This is a genomic window from Streptomyces sp. NPDC054975 (genome assembly GCF_053609105.1).
This window is the reverse complement of record NZ_JBSGWV010000014.1, coordinates 64,532-84,233: the sequence shown is the minus strand read 5'-3', so window position 1 is coordinate 84,233 and position 19,702 is coordinate 64,532. Positions and strand designations below refer to the sequence as shown.

The window sequence follows — 19,702 nt, the reverse complement described above, 5'->3', positions numbered from 1 at the left end:
CGCCCCTCACTTGGTACTGGCTGGAGTCTGACGCTCCAGGCTAACGCGGCAAGGGGCGACGGCCTGCGTATTACTGTGCGGGCTGAACGGCCTCGGGGGCGGTCATCAGGACCGTGCGGCGGGGGTTGGCCGTCTGCTCGGGGAGAGCGAGCGCGTGCTCCGGCTGCGCGCCGCGGCCGAGCTGCTCGGCGTCCTCGAGGTGGGCGAGGGTGGTGCGGCGGGGGTTGGCCGTGGAGCGGAGCAGCATCGTCGTCTTCATCGGGCGCCTTTACAGAGCGGATGGTTTGTAAAGCGTCAGGCTAAACGTGCCATTCCCTTCGAATGCATGGGGGACTCATCGATTTGGGTGTGAGTTTGCTCACCACGGCGCAGACAATCCCGGCATTACGGACCGTGGTTCGGGGTCACGGAAACGGACAATGCACCACTGAATGCGCCATTCCGCTCCTGATCATCTCGACTGGGACACCAGGGCTTCATGACTCTTTGGAGCTAATAAGTCCGATTCCTCCATGATCATCTTCTACATGGGGTGACATGGTGTGCACGAATTGTCATGCGACCCGTGCCCCGACACGCGGCCCTTGTTGGAGATCCGGCACTGTGCTGGAATTCCACGCACCGCCGCGGTTTGGAGCCGGCGCGCAGGGGGCGCAACGCAGCGCCGGGTGAGCGGCGGGGAAGGGGGAACTGCGCCGGTCATCGACGACCACCACTGGGGCGCATTCGCGTCCCGAGACGCCGACACCGTCCACTCCGTTCACGCGGAAGGACGCCTGGTCCAGAGGTTGCGACGCTAGTGCAGGGACGATTCAAGAGGGACAGCGCTGCTGCCGAGCAGGAGCCTCGCGCCGGGACCGACCGCGCCCAGAACCCGGGTCAGGGTCCGGCCGGCGAAGGCGGTGACGGTGCCGCCCGGGGCGGCGCCACGAACGCCTCCTCCGAGTCCACCGCCCCGGCCGTCAAGAAGCCCCGGGCCGAGAACGAGGTCGGGCCGCGAATAGCCCTGCGCAACTGGCGCATCTCGACGCGACTGGTCGCCCTGCTGACCCTCCCCGTGGTCGCGGCCACCAGCCTCGGCGGCATCCGCATCAGCGAGTCGCTCCAGGACATGGAGCAGCTCGACCACATGCAGCTGCTCACCAAGCTGACCGAAGAGGCCACCGACCTCGCCAAGGCCCTCCAGGCCGAGCGCGACCACTCGGCGGGCCCGCTGTCCAACGGCAAGTCGTCCAACGACTACCAGGTCTCCAAGCCCCGCAAGGACACCGACCGGGCCCAGAAGGCGTTCCTGAACGCCACCTCGGAGATCCCGGCCACCGAGGGCGACGAGGCGCTGCAGAGCATCCGCCAGAACGTCAGCCAGATCGCCTCCCAGGTCGTCCAGATCGGCAACATCCGCCAGGAGGCGTACAAGCCGGGCGTCGCGAAGTCGGTGACGGTCGAGGCGTACAGCCGGCTCATCCGCTCGCTGCTCAGCCTCTCCCAGGACATGGCGCAGGCGACCAGCAACCCCGAGATGATCAAGCGGACCCGGGCGCTCGCCGCCTTCTCGTCCGCCAAGGAGTACGCCTCCGTCCAGCAGGCGATCATCGCCTCCGCGCTCCCGGCGAGCGACAACCGGGCCGGAAACCTCGAGCCGGGCGACCGCCTCTACGGCTACGCCGCGCAGCAGGGCGAGAAGGTCGAACTCAAGCAGTTCCAGACCATCTACGAGTCCGCCGGCGGCGACGCCGACCAGCTGACCAGCTCGCTGACGAGCGGCAACCCGTCGATCGACGCCGCCGACAAGTACGCGGACCGCGTGCTGTCCAACGACTCCGGCATCGCCCGCCTCACCAAGCGCGGTCACCTGAACTTCACGGACGAGTACGGCACCAAGATCCAGGCCATGAACGTCATCGAGGCCGACCTCCTCGACAAGATGGAGACCAAGGCCCGTGAGCTGCGCTCGGAGTCGCAGCGCGAGGCGATCATCAACGGTGCGCTGATCCTCCTCGTCCTCGGCGTCTCCCTCGTCGGCGCCTTCGTCGTGGCCCGGTCCATGATCCGCTCGCTGCGCCGGCTCCAGGACACCGCCACCAAGGTCGCCCAGGACCGTCTGCCCGAGCTCGTCAAGCAGCTGTCCGAGTCGGACCCGCAGGACGTCGACACCTCCGTCGAGTCCGTCGGTGTGCACTCCCGGGACGAGATCGGCCAGGTGGCCGCGGCCTTCGACGACGTGCACCGCGAGGCGGTCCGCCTCGCCGCCGAGCAGGCCCTCCTGCGGGGCAACGTCAACGCGATGTTCACCAACCTCTCGCGCCGCTCCCAGGGCCTCATCCAGCGTCAGCTCTCGCTCATCTCCGAACTGGAGTCGCGCGAGGCCGACCCCGACCAGCTCTCCTCGCTCTTCAAGCTCGACCACCTCGCGACCCGTATGCGCCGGAACGGCGAGAACCTCCTCGTCCTCGCCGGTGAGGAGCCGGGCCGCCGGTGGACCCGGCCGGTCCCGCTGGTCGACGTGCTCCGCGCCGCCGCCTCCGAGGTGGAGCAGTACGAGCGCATCGAACTGGCCGCCGTGCCCGCGACCGAGGTCGCCGGCCGCGTGGTCAACGACCTCGTGCACCTCCTCGCCGAGCTGCTGGAGAACGCCACGTCGTTCTCCTCGCCGCAGACCAAGGTCCGGGTCACCGGTCACGCGCTGCCGGACGGCCGTGTGCTCGTCGAGATCCACGACACCGGCATCGGCCTCTCCCCCGAGGACCTCGCCGCGATCAACGAGCGGCTCGCCTCGCCGCCCACCGTGGACGTCTCCGTCTCCCGCCGCATGGGTCTGTTCGTGGTCGGCCGCCTGTCCCTGCGACACGGCATCCGCATCCAGCTCCGCCCGTCGGACTCCGGCGGCACCACCGCGCTCGTCATGCTCCCGGTCGACGTCGCCCAGGGCGGCAAGAAGCCCGCGCCGAAGCCGGGTGCCGGTGGCCAGGGCGCGATGGGACAGGCTCCGTCCGCTCCCGGTGGCCGGCTGACCGGCGGTCCCGGCGCTCCCGGTGCCGCTGGCCGTCCGGGCCTCGGCGGCGCTCCGACGGGGGCGGCCGCTGGCCGGCTCGCCGCCGGAGCGGGTGCCGCCCGCGGTCAGGTCGGCGCGGGCAGCGGTCCGCGTGCGGCGCTGCCCGGCCGGGACGGCGCGCCGCGCCAGAACGGTCCGCAGGACCGCGCGCAGGGCCAGGCCCCGCAGCAGCAGCCGCAGAACGCTCAGACCGCCCAGATGCCGCAGGTCCCCGCGGACCCGCAGCGGCCGGGCCTCGGCGCCGGTGGCTTCGGTGGCGGCGCGCAGAGCGCCATCCCGTCGCGTACGGACGTCTGGGGCGGTCAGAAGAACCAGAGCGGCCAGGGCGGTCAGGGCCAGCAGGGCCAGGGACAGCAGCAGGGTCAGAACCAGGGACGGCAGCAGGGCGGTTTCCCGCGTGCCGAGCTGCCCGGCGGCGACCCGCAGCAGCAGCGTCCGCAGTCCACGAGCTGGGGCAACGACCAGGCGCAGCCGGTCCGCCGCCCGCAGCAGGAGATGTCGCCGCTGGACGCCCCGCGCGGCCACGAGGAGCCGGAGAGCACGGGCCAGTTCGCCCGTCCGGCGGCGCCTCAGGGTCCTGGCTCCCCGAGCCCGTTCCCGCGTCCGGAGTTCGGCCGCCAGCAGCAGGCGCCCCAGCAGGCCCCGCAGGCGTACCCGCCCGGTCCGCAGGACCCGGCATCCACCGCGCAGTTCCCGCGCCCGGACTTCGGCCAGCCGCAGCAGGCTCCTCAGCAGCAGGCCCCGCAGGGGTACCAGCAGCAGGCCCCGCAGGCCCCCGCTCCGGCTCCGCGCCAGCGCGGCGGCGGCGACTACGGTGCGCCCCGCCCGGCCGGGAACCTGCCGCAGCAGCCGCAGCAGCCCCAGCTCCAGCAGCCCCGTCAGCCGGAGGCGCTGCCGCCGGCCGGCAGCTCGGCCGACGCGCGTACCCCGCTGTACGACACGCTGGAGACCAACTGGTTCAATCAGAGCCAGGGCGGCCAGGGCCAGGACGGCCAGGGCCAGCAGGCTCCGCAGGGGCAGGCTCCGGCCGCGCCTCAGCAGCCCGCTCCCCAGCGTCGCTCCGCCCCGCAGCAGCAGGGCGGCGGCACCGGTGGTCAGCAGCAGAGCGGGCCCGCCTCCTGGCGGACCTCGCCCAACGACGAGCTGGTGCGCCAGGCCGAGCGGGTCCGCAAGCCGGCGGCCGGTGGGATCACCACCTCCGGGCTGCCCAAGCGCGTACCGCGCGCCAACCTCGTACCCGGGACCGCGCAGGAGCAGGCCCACACGGCCGGCCCTCAGGTCTCGCGTGCACCCGATGACGTCCGTGGCCGGCTCACCAATCTGCGCCGCGGCATCCAGCAGGGCCGCCAGGCCGGTAACTCGACCACGGGTAACCACCACCTCGGCCCGACCCACCAGCAGGAGCGTTAGTTGAGCGCGATGAGCCAGGCGGCGCAGAATCTGAACTGGTTGATCACCAACTTCGTGGACAACACCCCAGGGGTGTCCCACACGGTGGTGGTCTCCGCCGACGGTCTGCTCCTTGCCATGTCGGAAGGATTCCCCCGCGACCGCGCCGACCAGCTGGCGGCGGTCGCGTCCGGACTGACCTCGCTGACCGCGGGAGCGTCCCGGATCTTCGAGGGCGGACCCGTCGCCCAGACGGTCGTGGAGATGGAGCGCGGCTTCCTCTTCCTGATGTCCGTCTCCGACGGTTCCTCGCTCGCCGTGCTCGCACACCCGGAGTGCGACATCGGCCTCGTGGGCTACGAGATGACGCTGCTGGTCGACCGGGCCGGCAGTGTCCTCACCCCGGATCTCCGCGCCGAACTGCAGGGCAGCCTGCTGCACTAGACCCGTACCGTTGCACGAAGCGACAGGGCGGTACGCCCCTCCGTACCGCCCTGGGCACCAGAAACCGTCCGGCCGCCCCACCCGGCCCCCCACCGGCCCCATCAGACGGCATGAACGCGTGCCGTCACGCCCGGAGGATTCATGACCCCGCCCCCCGCCTCTCACGATCCGTACGGCGCCTCCCTCGACGAGTCGTACGGACATGAGGGCGACCAGCCGCTGGTCCGGCCCTACGCCATGACCGGCGGCCGGACCCGGCCGAGGTACCAACTCGCCATAGAGGCCCTGGTCAGCACCACGGCCGACCCGGCGCATCTTGCCACCCTGCTCCCCGAGCACCAGCGGATCTGCCACCTGTGCCGTGAGGTCAAGTCGGTGGCGGAGGTGTCGGCGCTGCTGTCGATGCCGCTCGGTGTGGCCCGGATCCTCGTCGCCGACCTGGCGGAGGCGGGCATGGTGGCGATCCACCAGCCGGGTAACGGAGAGGCCGGCGGCACGCCGGACGTGACACTGCTCGAAAGGGTGCTCAGTGGACTTCGCAAGCTCTAGCGGCGGGGCGACCCGGTCGACCACCAGCGCGAAGATCGTGGTGGCGGGTGGCTTCGGCGTGGGCAAGACCACGTTCGTCGGCGCCGTCTCGGAGATCAACCCGCTGCGTACCGAGGCCGTGATGACCTCGGCGTCGGCCGGTATCGACGACCTCACGCACACCGGGGGCAAGACCACCACGACGGTGGCGATGGACTTCGGCCGTATCACCCTGGACCAGGACCTGATCCTGTACCTCTTCGGTACGCCGGGCCAGGACCGCTTCTGGTTCATGTGGGACGACCTGGTGCGCGGTGCCATCGGCGCCGTCGTGCTGGTCGACACGCGCCGTCTCGCCGACTGCTTCCCGGCGGTCGACTACTTCGAGAACAGCGGCCTGCCGTTCGTCATCGCGCTCAACGGCTTCGACGGACACCAGCCGTACAACCCGGAGGAGGTCCGCGAGGCCCTCCAGATCGGTCCGGACGCCCCGATCATCACCACGGACGCCCGCCACCGCGCGGACGCCAAGAGCGCGCTGATCACGCTCGTGGAGCACGCGTTGATGGCACGACTCAAGTAGGAGAACGTGTACGGAAGTTGTCGTACACGCTTCGGGAGGCGGTCTGTGTCCTTTGCCACGGTCCGCCTCCGCGTTCATAACGTTTCGAAAGAGAATTGGGGCGCCACGGACACCCGACGCATCCGATCGGTACCACTGCGCTCACATGAGCCCCGTCATTTGGCGGGGCTCGTTCTTTATGCCCGTTTTATCTGGGCGTCCGAAGGGTGAAACCGGAAGCTCGGGGCTGTTTGGAAGGGAGCCCTTTCACGTGCTGCAATTCATGAACTCCCGAGTAGTACGGCCCTGAACGAAACACCGGCACAACGTAGGTGCCGACGCCGAGAGGTTGTTGGTCGAGTGAGGCGAAGCAAGGAAAGCTCCGCGGAGCAGCAGGCGCGGGGCAACTTCACGCCGCCGGCGCGCATGGCGGCGTCCTACGCCGACAGCGCCGCGGTGCCCGCCACGCCCCCGGCCGCGAGCGGCAAGGGGAGCTCCAGCAAGCTGGCCCCGCGCAACTGGCGGGTGGCGACCAGGCTGAACGCGATCCTGCTCATACCCGTGCTGGTCGGCCTCGTCATGGGCGGCTTCCAGGTGAACGGGGCGATCAACACCTGGCAGGAGGCGCAGAACGCCGAGAAGACGGCGCTGATCGTGCGCGCCGCCTCGGAGTACAGCCAGGCACTGCTCGACGAGCGTGACCTGACCGCCGAACCCCTGCTGACGGCCCGGACGCCCGAGGACCGCAAGAGCGACCAGGTGACGAAGGCGTACGCCGCCACCGACGCCGCCAAGGTCAAGTTCGACGAGGCCGTCAAGGACATGCCCGAGGGCGAGGGCCTGGAGCGCCGCCTGAAGCTGTTCCAGGACGAGGAGCCCGAGCTCAAGAAGCTCCGTGCGGTCGCGTACACCAACGCCCTGGACCCGGTGAACACCCAGCTCGGCTACACCTCCGTCCAGCACTACCTGATGGAGTTCTCCAACGAGCTCGGTCTGGGCACCACCAACGTCACCGCCTACGGCCGGACGCTCTACGCCATCCAGCTCGCCAAGGGCGCCGCGTCGCTCCAGCGCTCGATCGGCACCCAGCTCCTCGTCCGTCCCGCCCAGAAGGACGCGGTCTTCGCGCAGCAGTCGGTGGCGCTGAACTCGTACAACTACCTGGAGCAGATCGCCCTCGGCGAGTACAACTCCGGTGGCACCCAGGCGGACGTGGACCGGCTCAAGGAGGTCATGTCCGCCAAGGCCGCCGAGGGCGAGAAGAGGATGCAGGCGGCCGGCATCACCCTGCCCAAGGGCGCCGACGGCTCCGTCTTCACCGGCATGGCCAAGCAGATCGGTTCCGCGAAGGACGCCGACGCGATCAAGGACCTCCAGAAGGTCGGCATCACGCCCGAGACCTGGATGGCCGTGGCCACCGGCAAGTTCGACGGCTACACCGAGGTCGAGAAGGAGCTCGTCGACAAGGCCGTGGCCGAGGCCGCCGACATCTCCTCGGACGCCCAGACCGACGCCTACGTCACCGGTGGCATCACCGTCATCGCGCTCCTCGCCGCCTTCATCATCGCCGGGATGATGGCCCGCCAGATGAGCCGCTCGATGCGCGAGCTGCGCACCGCCGCCTTCGCCGTCGCCGAGCAGCGCCTGCCGATGCTCGTCGACCAGCTCTCCCGGACCGAGCCGGGCCGGGTGGACACCCGCGTCCAGCCGATCCCGATCGACACCCAGGACGAGATCGGCGAGGTCGCCCGCGCCTTCGACCAGGTCCACCGCGAGGCCGTCCGGCTCGCCGCCGAGCAGGCCATGCTCCGGGGCAACGTCAACGCGATCTTCACCAACCTCTCGCGCCGCAACCAGTCGCTGATCGAGGGCCAGCTGACCCTCATCACCGACCTGGAGAACAACGAGGCCGACCCGGACCAGCTGGAGAACCTCTTCAAGCTGGACCACCTGGCCACCCGTATGCGCCGTAACGGCGAGAACCTCCTCGTCCTCGCCGGCGAGGAGCCGGGCCGCCGCTGGGACCAGCCGGTGCCGCTCGTCGACGTGATGCGCGCCGCCTCCTCCGAGGTGGAGCAGTACGAGCGCATCGAGCTGGCCGGTGTCCCGGAGGCCGAGATCCACGGCCAGGCCGTGACCGACCTCGTGCACCTGCTCGCCGAGCTCCTGGAGAACGCCACCACGTTCTCCTCCCCGCAGACCAAGGTCCGCGTCACCGCGACCCGACTGCCCGACGGCCGCGTGATGGTCGAGATCCACGACAAGGGCATCGGCCTCACCGCCGAGGACTTCGCGGACATCAACCACAAGCTGGCCAACCCGCCGACCGTGGACGCCGCCGTCTCGCAGCGCATGGGCCTGTTCGTGGTCGGCCGCCTCGCCGACCGGCACGGCATCCGCGTCCAGCTGCGCCCCTCGGGCGAGCAGGCCGGTACGACCTCGCTCGTCATGCTGCCGGACGCGATCACCCACGGTGGTGGTGGCGAGCAGCTGCCCGAGAACGACTTCACGGTCTCGCAGATCATCCCGCAACAGCAGCAGCACGCCTTCGAGCCGGCGCAGCCGCAGATGCGCACCGCGGCGGAGCTCGGCTTCGACGACTCCCGCTACGAGCAGCCCGCGGACGACCGCCAGCTCGACCCGGTGAACCGTTCGCTGATGCGCGAGGAGCGCCGGGCGGCCCTGGAGTCGCAGGCGCAGGGCGGCGAGCGTCCGATGTTCCGCGACGAGGTCGACCCCTCGCACCAGGGCTTCGCGCCGCAGGAGCAGGAGTACGCCCAGCAGGGTCAGGAGTACGGCGGGCAGGAGTACGGGCAGCAGGAGCAGGAGTACGCCCAGGAGTACGCGGGCGACTTCGGCGGGCAGCCTCAGCAGGCCCAGCAGCACGACGGTTACGACTACTCCCAGCAGGGCTACGACGGCTACGGCCAGGCCGCCGGGGGGTACCAGGAAACCGGCTATGCGGAATCCGGATATCCGGTCCAGGGCGCCGAGCAGGCGTCGTACGACCACGCCTACGAGCCCCAGGGCCAGCAGGCGGAGTGGCCGGGTCAGAGCGCCTATCAGGGCGGCTACGAACAGAGTTACGGGGCGGAAGCGGAATCTGCTCCCAGCGCTCCCGAACCGGCTCCCGAGCGCGTAGGCTTCGACCGTCCGGGTTCGACCTCGAACCCCACCCCGGACGCCGGCCACGCGCTGACCGACGCCGGTCTGCCGCGCCGCGGCAGCACCGCCGCGCAGGGCCCGCAGCCCACGCGGCAGACGGGCCGGCAGCAGCCGGTCCAGCAGCCCGTGCCGGTGCAGCAGGACGAAGCCGACGGTTCCGACGAATGGCGCTCGACGAACGACGAGCGCTGGCAGCGGGCCGAGAAGCTCCGTGACCCGAAGGCGGGCGGGGTCACCTCCTCCGGTCTTCCGAAGCGGGTCCCCAAGGCCAATCTGGTCGAGGGAACGGCGGAGCAGACCCCGCAGGGCGGCCCCCAGGTGTCCCGCGCCCCTGAGGACGTCCGGGGCAGGTTGAGCAACCTGCGCCGCGGTGTCCAGCAGGGACGCAGCGCGGGGACGGACACGAACGGATCGGGCCTCGGCCCGGGCAGTACCTACAACCAGGAGCGTTAGTGTGAGCATGAGCCAGGCGGCGCAGAATCTGAACTGGTTGATCACCAACTTCGTGGACAACACCCCCGGGGTGTCCCACACGGTGGTGGTCTCCGCCGACGGACTCCTGCTGGCGATGTCCGAGGGGTTCCCCCGGGACCGCGCCGACCAGCTGGCGGCCGTCGCCTCCGGACTGACCTCGCTGACCGCGGGCGCGTCCCGGATCTTCGAGGGCGGTGCGGTCAACCAGACCGTGGTGGAGATGGAGCGCGGCTTCCTCTTCATCATGTCGATCTCGGACGGCTCCTCGCTGGCCGTGCTCGCGCACCCCGAGGCCGACATCGGCCTCGTGGGCTACGAGATGGCCCTGCTCGTCGACCGTGCCGGCAGCGTCCTGACGCCTGACCTCCGGGCAGAACTGCAGGGAAGTCTTCTCAACTAACAGACAGACAGTGCGTTTCACGCCACCGCACCGTAAGGTGCGGTGGCGCGGCTCCACAGGGACATGGACCGCGAGGCAGTCGGAGGAGGAGACGTGGGGACACCCCCGGGCGGACACCCGTACAACGGTTTTGACGCGCACGCGCAGGGAGAGACCGCGCAAAACCGGTTCAACTTCCCCTCTGCCCCCAGCAGACAGGGCACGCAGCAGCCCTATCAGCACCCGCAGGCGCAGCAGTCGTCGATGGGTGCGCAGCAGCCCGTGGCCCAGCGGAACCCGGGCGGCGCGGGTGGCCGCCAGGGCGGGAACCACAACCCGCTCGTGCGCCCGTACGCCATGACCGGCGGCCGGACCCGGCCGCGTTACCAGCTCGCCATCGAGGCGCTGGTCAGTACGACGGCCGATCCGGCCCGGCTGCAGGGGCAGTTGCCCGAGCACCAGCGGATCTGCCGGCTGTGCTTCGAGATCAAGTCGGTCGCTGAGATCTCGGCACTTCTCTCCATCCCCCTCGGCGTTGCCCGGATTCTCGTCGCCGACCTGGCCGAGGCCGGACTTGTCGCCATCCACCAGCCCGGCGGCGACGAGGCCGCCGGCGGTCAGCCAGACGTGACACTGCTCGAAAGGGTGCTCAGTGGACTTCGCAAGCTCTAGCGGCGGCGCGGCCCGTTCAACCACCAGCGCGAAGATCGTGGTGGCGGGTGGCTTCGGCGTGGGCAAGACCACGTTCGTCGGCGCCGTCTCGGAGATCAACCCGCTGCGTACCGAGGCCGTCATGACGTCTGCGTCCGCGGGCATCGACGACCTCACGCACACCGGCGACAAGACGACGACTGTCGCAATGGACTTCGGCCGTATCACCCTGGACCAGGACCTGATCCTGTACCTCTTCGGTACGCCGGGCCAGGACCGCTTCTGGTTCATGTGGGACGACCTGGTGCGCGGTGCCATCGGCGCCGTCGTGCTGGTCGACACGCGCCGCCTCGCCGACTGCTTCCCCGCGGTCGACTACTTCGAGAACAGCGGCCTGCCGTTCGTCATCGCGCTCAACGGCTTCGACGGACACCAGCCGTACAACCCGGAGGAGGTCCGCGAGGCCCTCCAGATCGGCCCGGACACGCCGATCATCACCACGGACGCCCGCCACCGCGCGGACGCCAAGAGCGCGCTGATCACGCTCGTGGAGCACGCGCTGATGGCCCGCCTGCGGTAGCCGTCGCGACGGTCGTACGAAAGGGCCCGCCGCACCGTGAAGGTGCTGCGGGCCCTTCGTCGTCCGCGTCCCGGCGGTGGCACCTCGCGCGGGCGCGGGCACGTCGTCCCGGCGGTGGCAACGGCGAAGGCCCCGTCTCCGGGTGGAGACGGGGCCTTCTGCGGCGCTGGGGTCAGCCCTGCCAGGAGTGGGAGGGGCGGAAGCCCGACTGGCGCTCCAGGCGGCGCCAGCCGGCCGTGGAGCGGGCGGACACCGTCGTGCCGTCCGCGGGCTGGGAGGCGGCGCGGGCGAGGAGGACGGCGGTGATGGCGGCGAGTTCCTCGGGGTCGGCGTGGCCCTTCTCGACGCGCAGGAGGTTGTCTGTGGCAGGCGTGGTCACTTCGGTGGGCTCCTCTTACTGAGGCGGGTTGCCGTGCTTGCGGGACGGCAGGTCGGCATGCTTGGTACGGAGCATCGAGAGGGACCTGATCAGGACCTCACGGGTCTCGGCGGGGTCGATCACGTCGTCGACCAGACCGCGCTCCGCGGCGTAGTACGGGTGCATCAGCTCGGCCTTGTACTCCTTGACCATGCGCGCCCGCATGGCGTCGGAGTCCTCGGCCTCCGCGATCTGCTTGCGGAAGATCACGTTGGCGGCGCCCTCGGCGCCCATCACCGCGATCTCGTTGGTGGGCCAGGCATACGTCAGGTCGGCGCCGATGGACTGCGAATCCATCACGATGTACGCGCCGCCGTAGGCCTTGCGCAGGATCAGACTGATCCGGGGCACAGTCGCGTTGCAGTACGCGTACAGCAGCTTCGCACCGTGCCGGATGATTCCACCGTGCTCCTGGTCGACACCCGGCAGGAAACCGGGCACGTCCAGAAGAGTGACGATCGGAATATTGAAAGCATCGCACATCTGGACAAACCGTGCGGCCTTCTCCGACGCCTCGATGTCCAGGACACCCGCCAGCGACTGCGGCTGATTCGCCACAATCCCCACGACCTGACCGTCCAGACGGGCCAGCGCACAGATGATGTTGCGAGCCCAGCGCTCATGGATCTCCAGGTAGTCGCCCTCGTCGACGAGCTCCTCGACCACCTTGTGCATGTCATACGGACGGTTCCCGTCCGCCGGCACCAGATCGAGCAGCACCTCCGAACGACGGTCCGCCGGATCCTCCGAGGCCACCTTCGGCGGGTTCTCACGATTGTTCTGCGGCAGCATCGACAGCAGATAGCGCACCTCCGCGATGCACGTCTCCTCGTCGTCGTACGCGAAATGCGCCACACCACTCGTCTCGGCATGCACATCAGCACCACCGAGCCCGTTCTGCGTGATCTCCTCGCCCGTGACCGCCTTCACCACGTCCGGACCGGTGATGAACATCTGCGAGGTCTCACGGACCATGAACACAAAGTCCGTCAGCGCCGGACTGTACGCCGCGCCACCCGCACACGGACCGAGCATCACACTGATCTGCGGGATCACACCGCTCGCGCGAGTGTTGCGCTGGAAGATACCGCCGTAACCGGCAAGCGCCGAGACACCCTCCTGGATCCGGGCACCCGCACCGTCGTTCAACGACACCAGCGGAGCTCCGGCCGAGATCGCCATGTCCATGATCTTGTGAATCTTCGTCGCGTGGGCCTCACCCAGCGCACCACCGAAGATCCGGAAGTCATGCGCGTAGACGAAGACCGTACGGCCCTCCACCGTCCCCCACCCGGTGATCACACCATCGGTGTACGGCTTCTTCGCCTCCAGACCGAAACCCTGCGCACGATGCCGCCGCAGCTGCTCGACCTCGTTGAAGGAACCAGGGTCGAGCAGCAACTCGATACGCTCACGAGCCGTCAGCTTGCCCTTGGCATGCTGCGCCTCGGTCGCCCGGTCACTCGGTCCGCGCCGGGCCTCCTCGCGCAGGGCGTGCAGCTCGGCCACACGGCCTCGGGCGTCGGTCGGCTCGCTCGGAATCTGGTCCACAACGGTCATGTACCGACCCTACGAAGCCGACCAAGCAAATCCCGCCGTTGACTCCGTACAGTCTCCCGCGTCGAATCCTGGTGGAGTAAGACAGAACCGCATCCGCACCGGACCGAGTCGACAGCCGGAGGCCCCCTGCTTTTGTCGGGTCTCTACATAGCCACCTGGCAGCGATGTGTGGCCCCCGCGGTACCGGGCGTGATCCGCAGCCGGAGTCTGCGGCCCGCTTCGAGCACCTCCACCGACGGATCGTGGCCGATCACCCGGCGCACGCGCTGGTCCCAGACGAGCTCGAACGGCGCTCCGGTGCGGGGCGGCTCGGCGACCCTGAGGTCGAGGACCGAGCGGAGGCGGCGGACGAGCACGCTCGCGGCAGCGGTGACCGTCAGGCGTCCCACCGTACCGGCCTTCCACAGGTTCGCCGCGTCAAGTCCGAGGGACGGAACGGCGACGGCCTGCCGGTCGGCGCCGTTGTCGAGAATCCGCAACCAGGACGGGTCGGCGGCCCGGGCGGCCAGGGTGCGCGGGGAGGCGCCCGGCATGAGCAGGTAGGCGTACGTGGCGCCGGCCGGGTCGGTGCCGTGGTCGAACCAGAGGGTCTGGTAGGTGCGGGTACGGCGCTCGGTGGAGCTGGTGGTGTTGATGTCGCTCCAGGCGCCGGTCCGGTCCTCGCGCAGGGTGCGGAGGTCGGCCGTGCCCTGCGGGAAGACCCAGCCGCCGTGGCCTTCGAGGTGCGCCCAGCGCTCGCGGACGGTGAGAGCGTGCGTACCTGCTTCGCCGAGGTTCCTGTTGTCGACGACGGTCTCGACCGGGACGCCGTCGGCGGCGGTGATCCCGGCGCCGAGGCAGATGACCGTGTCGGCGGCGCAGAACCAGGACTTGCGGGCCTCCAGGGTGGAGCCGAGACCCTTGAGGTGCTGGCCGACGGCGGCGAACTCGCCGTCGGTGGCCCCGCCGACCCAGCGCACGGCCGGCTTGGGCGCGCCCCACTCGCCGCCCGCGCGGTCGGCGAGCCGCTTGGTGGAGACGGTGGTGCCGGGGAGCCGGTAGGGGTCGACGGTGGGCCAGAACCAGTCGGTGAACTGGCCGCCCTGGCCGGGGGTCCACCAGGAGAGCATGCCGGCGCCGGTGTGCCAGCCGCGCGGGTTCTCGCCGTTGCCGCACTCGTAGTACGAGATCCGGTCGGAGGCCATGGCGATGTTCGCGGCCCAGCCGGGGCGGCGGTGGACGGCCCGGTCCATGGCGGCGAACAGCCGGTGCCCGGTGGGCTCGGGAGCTGCGGGGACGGGCCCGTCGGCGACGGCGTGCAGCCGCGCGAGGTCGGCGACGCCGAACTGGCGGGCGGCGAGGATCGGGGAGACGGTGTCCCGCTCGATCCAGCCCTTCACGCGCGCGTGCCACCGCTCGCGCTCCGCGGGGCTCGCACCGGCCGCGAGGAGGGCGATGGCGGCGATGACGCCCTGGCCGTGGAAGTGGTCGGAGCGCATGATCCGCCGCTCGTCGCTCTTCAGGTAACCCCGGCTGATGGCACGGCCGTTGACGCTGTCCATCATCAGGCCGTCGTAGATCAGGGGCGCGTAGGCGTGCGCCACGCTGTCGAGGACGATCTGGCGGTTCGGATCGGTGACGGCCCAGGTGGAACCGGCGAGCAGGGCGAAGAGGCGGCCCAGGCCGTCGAGCATGACCTGTCCGTACGTGCCCGAGTAGGCGACCCAGGTGTGCTGGACGAAGGAGCCGTCGGCGTAGAGGCCGTCGCCCTTGGTCACGTACGGGAAGACGGGCGAGAGCGCGTCGCGGGCGAGAGCGATCTTGGCGGGGTTCGCGCCGAGGATGCCGCGCAGGGCGACGGAGCGGCAGAGGTCGACGCGGTTGGCGCCCGTGGAGGTGCCGGTGTACTGCGTGAGCGCCGAGTCGGGGACGAAGTGGTCGACGGCGGCGCAGGCGGCCGCGATCCGCTCCGGGCCGAGGCGCGGATGGAGCGCGGCGATGATGTCCATGAGGAGGCGGGGGCTGCCGATCTGCCACTCCCACCAGTTGCCGTGGCGGACGGTGCCGGGGTGGTAGACCCGGGCGGAGAGGTGGTCGAGGCCGCGCAGGACGTCGGCGAGAAGGGTCGCGTCGCCGGTGAGGCCGGTGCCGGGCTGGCAGTAGGCCTGGGTCATGGTCCACAGGCGGCTGTAGCTCTGGGTGATGCCGGCCGGCGGGTCGAAGGGGACGCCCGGCCAGAGGCTGGTGTCGGCCGGGGCCATCGAGGCGCGGAAGGAACGCGCGAGGTCGCCGGTCTCGGCGAGGCGGGAGGCGTACGGCTCGGCTCCGGCGTCGAAGCCGGTGCCGAGCTGGAGGTCGAGCCAGCGCAACCGCAGCGTCTCGAACTCCCCCTCGGCCGCGAGGGCGCGAGGGGGAAGTCCGAGGGCAGCTGCGGTGGCGGTGGCCGTGATCAGGAAGGTGCGGCGGGACCAGGCGGGAGTGACGGATTCAGGCATGGGAGCCTCCCGGGCGACAGAGAGCGATTGCCGCCCGGTGTAGCACTGGTTTTCCGACGCAATCAATGAGCACGGCACGCCTTGGTGCAAGCGCTTTCCGTCATCAACCGCCGCAGTGGAACCGGGCGTTCCCCCAGTCCGCGTGGTCATTGCCGTTGCCGTCGCCGCCGTCCACCACCACCAGGTCGACGTAGGAGGCCCCGGTGACGTCGGCGGTGAGCGACCAGGCCGGGTCCGTCGCCTTCAGGACCGGGGACGCCACCTTCTGCGTACCGTCGGCGAGGACGCGGAACCCGACGGTGCCACGGCTGGTCTGGACGTCGTCCACGCCCACCTCGGCGGTGAAGGAGGCGCACTTCCCGCCCAGGTAGTAGCGGATCGTGGCCGGGGCGTGGGTGCCCAGGCCCTTGGCGTAGGTCACTCCCCCGATCGTGAGCGGACCACCGTCGCCGGTGCCCGTCTCGCCGTTGGAGCCGTCCCGCTCGACCGGCCCCCAGCCGTTGGTGGCCGAGGTCCAGTCCAGGTCGCTCGCCCAGCTGTCGGTGGTGGGCGGCGGGGGCAGCGTGCGGACCGTGGTGGTGGCGGTCAGCTTCCGGGCCTGGCCCGCGACGGCGTACGTGAGCGTCGAGCCGAGGGCGTACGGCTGGTAGGCGGCGTCCACCGGGGGCGCCACCTGCCAGGTGGCGGTCGCCTTGGCGCCGGCCGCGACCGTGCCGAGCGCCACGGGGGCGGCCGGTACGGCGCTCCAGCCCTCGGGGAGCTGCAGGGCGGCCGTGGCGTCGGAGACGGCGCTCGCCTCGTCGTTGGCGAAGGTGGCCGTGACCTGGTGCGGACGGCCCGGCTCCAGGGTCCCGGGCGCGGTGAGCGCGAGCGTGCCGCAGGCGGCCTTCTCGGCGGCGGGGCCGAGGTCGGTGACGGTGAAGGCGTCGAGCACGAAGTCGGCGCCGTCGGGGGCGTCTGCGCGCTTGCGCAGGCCGGTCCAGGTGTCGCCGCAGCCGGCGGTCACCGTCTCGGTGAAGTGGCCGGTGCTCCGCTGCTGTCCGATCGGGGTCCGGCGGGTCTCGACCGAGGTGCCGTTCGTCCGGTCGTGGCCGGTGACCCACTCGTAGGCGCCGGCGTGGCTGGACTGGAAGTCGTACGCGATCCGGTAGGTGTGCCCGTCCTTCATGGGGACGGTCCAGGGCGCGGTGCGGTAGACCAGGCCGCTGTTCTCGTCGTGGGACTTCAGCGACTCGGCGCCGCCGATGACGTCGTCGACGAGCTTTCCGTTCCAGCCGGACTGGGTGTACGGGGCGTGGAGCTGGGCGATGTGGGTGCGCGGGTCGGTCGTGCCGCCCGCGTCGCCCTTGAGGAAGGGGCCCCAGCCCTTGTCGACGGCCTCGAAGTCCTCGTAAGCGAGCGCGCCCGGCTTGGTTGAGGGGTTGTTCGCGACGATCCGGACGTCGTCGATCCGGACGGAGGCCGTGGAGCCGCTCGCCGCCTGCACCGCGAGGGTGGTGGAGCCGCTGCCGGGCGCGGTGAAGGTGACCTTGGCGCGCTGGAAGCGGGTGCCGTTCCAGTCGGAGGCGGCGACCCGGTCCTGGACGGCCGAGCGGTCCACGGTGACCGAACGCCCGCCGACGGAGAGGGTGGTCGGGCGGGTCTTCCCCGGCTCGACCTCGATCAGGGCCGAGGCGGTGTAGCGCTCGCCGGGTGTGAGGCCGGTGATCTCCTGCCGTACGGACGCGGCGGCCGCGCCGGTGAGTTCGGCGCTGTTGCGTCCCTGGTCGTCGGTGTCGCGGGCGACCGCGCCGGTCTTCGACCAGGCCCGGAGCGCCGCGTCGTTGAAGCCGGGGTCGTCGACCGGGGTGCCCTGGCCCCAGCGCGGGTCCTGGGGCTCGGGGGCGCGGTCGGGGTGGAGGACGTAGGGTCGGCCGGCGACGGCGTCGAGGGTGAGGGTGCCACCGCTCGGCCGTACGGTCCCGGTCTTGACGCGGCCGTTGTCGGTGAGCTGGTAGACGCTGTACGAGCGGGTGCCGCCGGGCACGGCCCAACTCGTCCTCCCGCCGGCCTTGTTGTAGTGGTACAGCTTCTTCCCGCCGTCCCAGGGCAGCAGGTAGTTCTCGCCGTCGAGGACCTTGCGGCCGCCCTCGTAGAACGTGCGCCTGCCGTTCTCGACGGTGCCGCGCACACCGCCGGTGAAGGTGAGGTCGTTGCCGTTCCAGCGGGTGATCCGCTGCTGCTGGAGGTACTTGGCGGGCAGGTTCTTCTGCCAGATGTTGGCGTAGAAGTGGTTCCAGTCGGTCTCGCCGGTCCATCCCTCGAAGTCCTCCAGGGCGGTCTGGCCGAGGACCGGGTGGTTGTTCCAGATGTCCTTCTCGCCGTTGCGGATGAATCGGATGATCTGCGAGTTGAGGCCCTTGTTGGTGGCGCCGCCGTAGTCGAGGTCGTTGGCCCAGTGCGACCAGAGGGAGGCCCGCTCGAACTTCTCGGACCACTCGGTGGCGACGTTCCAGCCCTGCGCCCGCACGGCCTGCATGGTCTTGTCGGCGATCCAGCCGTGCGTGTAGTAGACGTCGATGTAGAGCATCGACAGGTTCGGGTGGGTCTCGTCGCGGAGCTGCTGGAAGCGGCGGGCGAGGTCACCGCTGTTGATGTCCCGGCGCTGGTCGATGTAGTAGCTCTGGTTGAGCCAGTTCCAGCCGGGCTTGGACTTGTCGACGAGGGTCTCGCTGAAGTTCTTCGCCTCGGGGTACGACTCGGTGGCGTTGACGTGGACGCCGAAGTCCGCGCCCCACTTCTCGCCCTCCTTCAGGAGGGTGTTGAGGTCGGCGAGGCCGCCGGCGCGCTTGTTGTAGTTGCCGCCGTAGTCGGGGTGCGCGGAGTCGTGGCCCTCGGAGCCGTACCCCTTGAGCAGGGCGAACTGGCCGAGTCCGTCGGTGGCCAGCGAGATCCGCTTGACGTCGTCGAGGGTGCGCAGGAAGGGGTGGGTGGCGTGGGAGGCGAAGTTGAAGGGGATGTGGGCGATCACGCGGTCCGGTGTCTCGTCGCTGCCCGGGGCCTTGATCCCGATGGTGGGGAAGGCGAGCGCGCCGTCCTGCCAGTCCGTCCTCCCGTCGGCGTTGGCGTCGGGGGTGACGACGACCTTGGCCCAGGGGAGGTTCGCGCCGCTCTCGGGGGCGGGGGCGCCTGCGCCCCGGTAGGTCCACTGGCCTGACCAGACGCCGACGCGGGTCTCGGTGCCGTTCTTGCGGGCCTGGTGCCAGAAGCGGGCGCCGTCGCGGGCGCTCTGCCCGGAGGGCTTGTCGTAGGAGGAGTTGGACTCGACGGCGGCGGCGAGGGAGCCGGTGTTGACCAGTGCGTAGCTCGCGCCCGTGGGGGCGGCCTCCGCCGGGGTCGCGTCGGTGATGTCGGCGAAGACGTCGGCGGTACGGGTGGAGTCGGGGTCGAGCCGGGTGAAGGCGGTCTCCGCGCCGGCGTCCGAGGAGCCGACGGAGACCAGGTCGTGGCCGGGTATGTCGATCGTGCCGACCCGGAAGGCCTCGGTGTCGCGGACGGCCGTCACCTGAAAGGTGGTGGCACGTCCGCCGACGCTCAGGCGGGCGTCGATCTCGACGCCGGGCAGGTCCGGGAAGACGAGGGTGTACGCGGCGGAGGAGGCGGTCAGGACGGGGGCGGCCGCGGTACGGACGGCGTGGGCGGTGCCGTTCAGTACGACCTCGGTGACCGGGGCCGTACTGCCGAGGAGGCGGGCGCCGGTGGCGCGGTCCGTGTACGACAGGACGCGGGGGAAGTCCTCGGCGACGGCGACGGAGAGCCGGTCGGAGCCGATGAGGGCGGTGGCGTCCGCCGCGCTCTCCTCCTGCGCGAGGGCAGGTCCGGACAGGGCGAACACGGCGGATGATGCGGCGGCGAGCGCGCAGGCCGTACGGATTCTTCGCGACTTGGGGAGGGGCATGGGGACTAGTTGGGCCCCTCGGGCGGGCACCGTCAACGAGATCGCGGCCTGGCGGCCCCACCAGTCCAAGAACCCCCTTCGGTTAGTCC

Annotated in this window: 13 protein-coding genes; 8 read left to right on the top strand and 5 right to left on the bottom strand. The window is 70.6% G+C overall.

Annotated features, from left to right (window positions below; genetic code table 11):
* Positions 1-70 precede the first annotated feature (70 nt).
* Positions 71-259, bottom strand: coding sequence for a hypothetical protein (locus ACWF79_RS16000; RefSeq protein WP_453728714.1), 189 nt, complete (start codon positions 257-259; stop codon positions 71-73).
* A gap of 540 nt (positions 260-799) precedes the next feature.
* Here ACWF79_RS16000 and ACWF79_RS15995 point away from each other — a divergent pair.
* From ACWF79_RS15995 to ACWF79_RS15960, 8 genes are all read left to right on the top strand, one after another.
* Positions 800-4,462: a sensor histidine kinase gene (locus ACWF79_RS15995; RefSeq protein ID WP_453728713.1), complete on the top strand. Its 3,663-nt coding sequence runs from the start codon at positions 800-802 to the stop codon at positions 4,460-4,462.
* Positions 4,463-4,471: 9 nt separating this feature from the next.
* The gene (locus ACWF79_RS15990; RefSeq protein ID WP_030325548.1) at positions 4,472-4,885 is read left to right on the top strand and encodes a roadblock/LC7 domain-containing protein; all 414 of its coding nucleotides are present in this window, start codon (positions 4,472-4,474) and stop codon (positions 4,883-4,885) included.
* Between the two features lie 141 nt (positions 4,886-5,026).
* Entirely contained in the window at positions 5,027-5,434 is a 408-nt protein-coding gene (locus ACWF79_RS15985) for a DUF742 domain-containing protein (RefSeq protein ID WP_147979834.1), read from the top strand.
* Entirely contained in the window at positions 5,415-5,996 is a 582-nt protein-coding gene (locus tag ACWF79_RS15980) for a GTP-binding protein (RefSeq protein WP_453728712.1), read from the top strand. The genes ACWF79_RS15985 and ACWF79_RS15980 overlap by 20 nt, the downstream gene beginning before the upstream one ends.
* A 339-nt stretch (positions 5,997-6,335) precedes the next feature.
* Positions 6,336-9,593: a nitrate- and nitrite sensing domain-containing protein gene (locus ACWF79_RS15975; protein ID WP_453728711.1), complete on the top strand. Its 3,258-nt coding sequence runs from the start codon at positions 6,336-6,338 to the stop codon at positions 9,591-9,593.
* Positions 9,594-9,600: 7 nt separating this feature from the next.
* Complete coding sequence (locus ACWF79_RS15970) at positions 9,601-10,014, top strand: roadblock/LC7 domain-containing protein (protein WP_005311461.1); 414 nt, start codon at positions 9,601-9,603, stop codon at positions 10,012-10,014.
* A 93-nt stretch (positions 10,015-10,107) separates the two neighbouring features.
* On the top strand, positions 10,108-10,665 hold the full coding sequence (locus ACWF79_RS15965) for a DUF742 domain-containing protein (RefSeq protein WP_453728710.1): 558 nt from the start codon (positions 10,108-10,110) through the stop codon (positions 10,663-10,665).
* A complete protein-coding gene (locus ACWF79_RS15960; protein ID WP_453618603.1) occupies positions 10,646-11,224 on the top strand; it encodes a GTP-binding protein in 579 nt (192 codons plus the stop codon). The genes ACWF79_RS15965 and ACWF79_RS15960 overlap by 20 nt, the downstream gene beginning before the upstream one ends.
* A 172-nt stretch (positions 11,225-11,396) precedes the next feature.
* Here the strand turns inward: ACWF79_RS15960 and ACWF79_RS15955 are convergent, their stop codons facing one another.
* From ACWF79_RS15955 to ACWF79_RS15940, 4 genes are all read right to left on the bottom strand, one after another.
* Entirely contained in the window at positions 11,397-11,603 is a 207-nt protein-coding gene (locus ACWF79_RS15955; RefSeq protein ID WP_453728709.1) for an acyl-CoA carboxylase subunit epsilon, read from the bottom strand.
* 15 nt (positions 11,604-11,618) lie between these two features.
* Positions 11,619-13,202 carry an acyl-CoA carboxylase subunit beta gene (locus ACWF79_RS15950; RefSeq protein WP_453728708.1) on the bottom strand — a complete coding sequence of 528 codons (1,584 nt, stop codon included), beginning with the start codon at positions 13,200-13,202 and terminating at the stop codon, positions 11,619-11,621.
* Positions 13,203-13,345: 143 nt separating this feature from the next.
* Complete coding sequence (locus ACWF79_RS15945; RefSeq protein WP_453728707.1) at positions 13,346-15,676, bottom strand: polysaccharide lyase 8 family protein; 2,331 nt, start codon at positions 15,674-15,676, stop codon at positions 13,346-13,348.
* A gap of 103 nt (positions 15,677-15,779) precedes the next feature.
* The gene (locus ACWF79_RS15940) at positions 15,780-19,613 is read right to left on the bottom strand and encodes an endo-alpha-N-acetylgalactosaminidase family protein (protein ID WP_453728706.1); all 3,834 of its coding nucleotides are present in this window, start codon (positions 19,611-19,613) and stop codon (positions 15,780-15,782) included.
* Positions 19,614-19,702: the final 89 nt, after the last annotated feature.

Excerpts from the sequence above, each read along its gene's own strand:
- ACWF79_RS15945 (WP_453728707.1), bottom strand. The coding sequence starts at position 15,676 with ATGCCTGAATCCGTCACTCCCGCCTGGTCCCGCCGCACCTTCCTGATC.
- ACWF79_RS15950 (WP_453728708.1), bottom strand. The coding sequence starts at position 13,202 with ATGACCGTTGTGGACCAGATTCCGAGCGAGCCGACCGACGCCCGAGGC.
- ACWF79_RS15990 (WP_030325548.1), top strand. The coding sequence starts at position 4,472 with ATGAGCCAGGCGGCGCAGAATCTGAACTGGTTGATCACCAACTTCGTG.
- ACWF79_RS15970 (WP_005311461.1), top strand. The coding sequence starts at position 9,601 with ATGAGCCAGGCGGCGCAGAATCTGAACTGGTTGATCACCAACTTCGTG.
- ACWF79_RS15940 (WP_453728706.1), bottom strand. The coding sequence starts at position 19,613 with ATGCCCCTCCCCAAGTCGCGAAGAATCCGTACGGCCTGCGCGCTCGCC.
- ACWF79_RS16000 (WP_453728714.1), bottom strand. The coding sequence starts at position 259 with ATGAAGACGACGATGCTGCTCCGCTCCACGGCCAACCCCCGCCGCACC.
- ACWF79_RS15985 (WP_147979834.1), top strand. The coding sequence starts at position 5,027 with ATGACCCCGCCCCCCGCCTCTCACGATCCGTACGGCGCCTCCCTCGAC.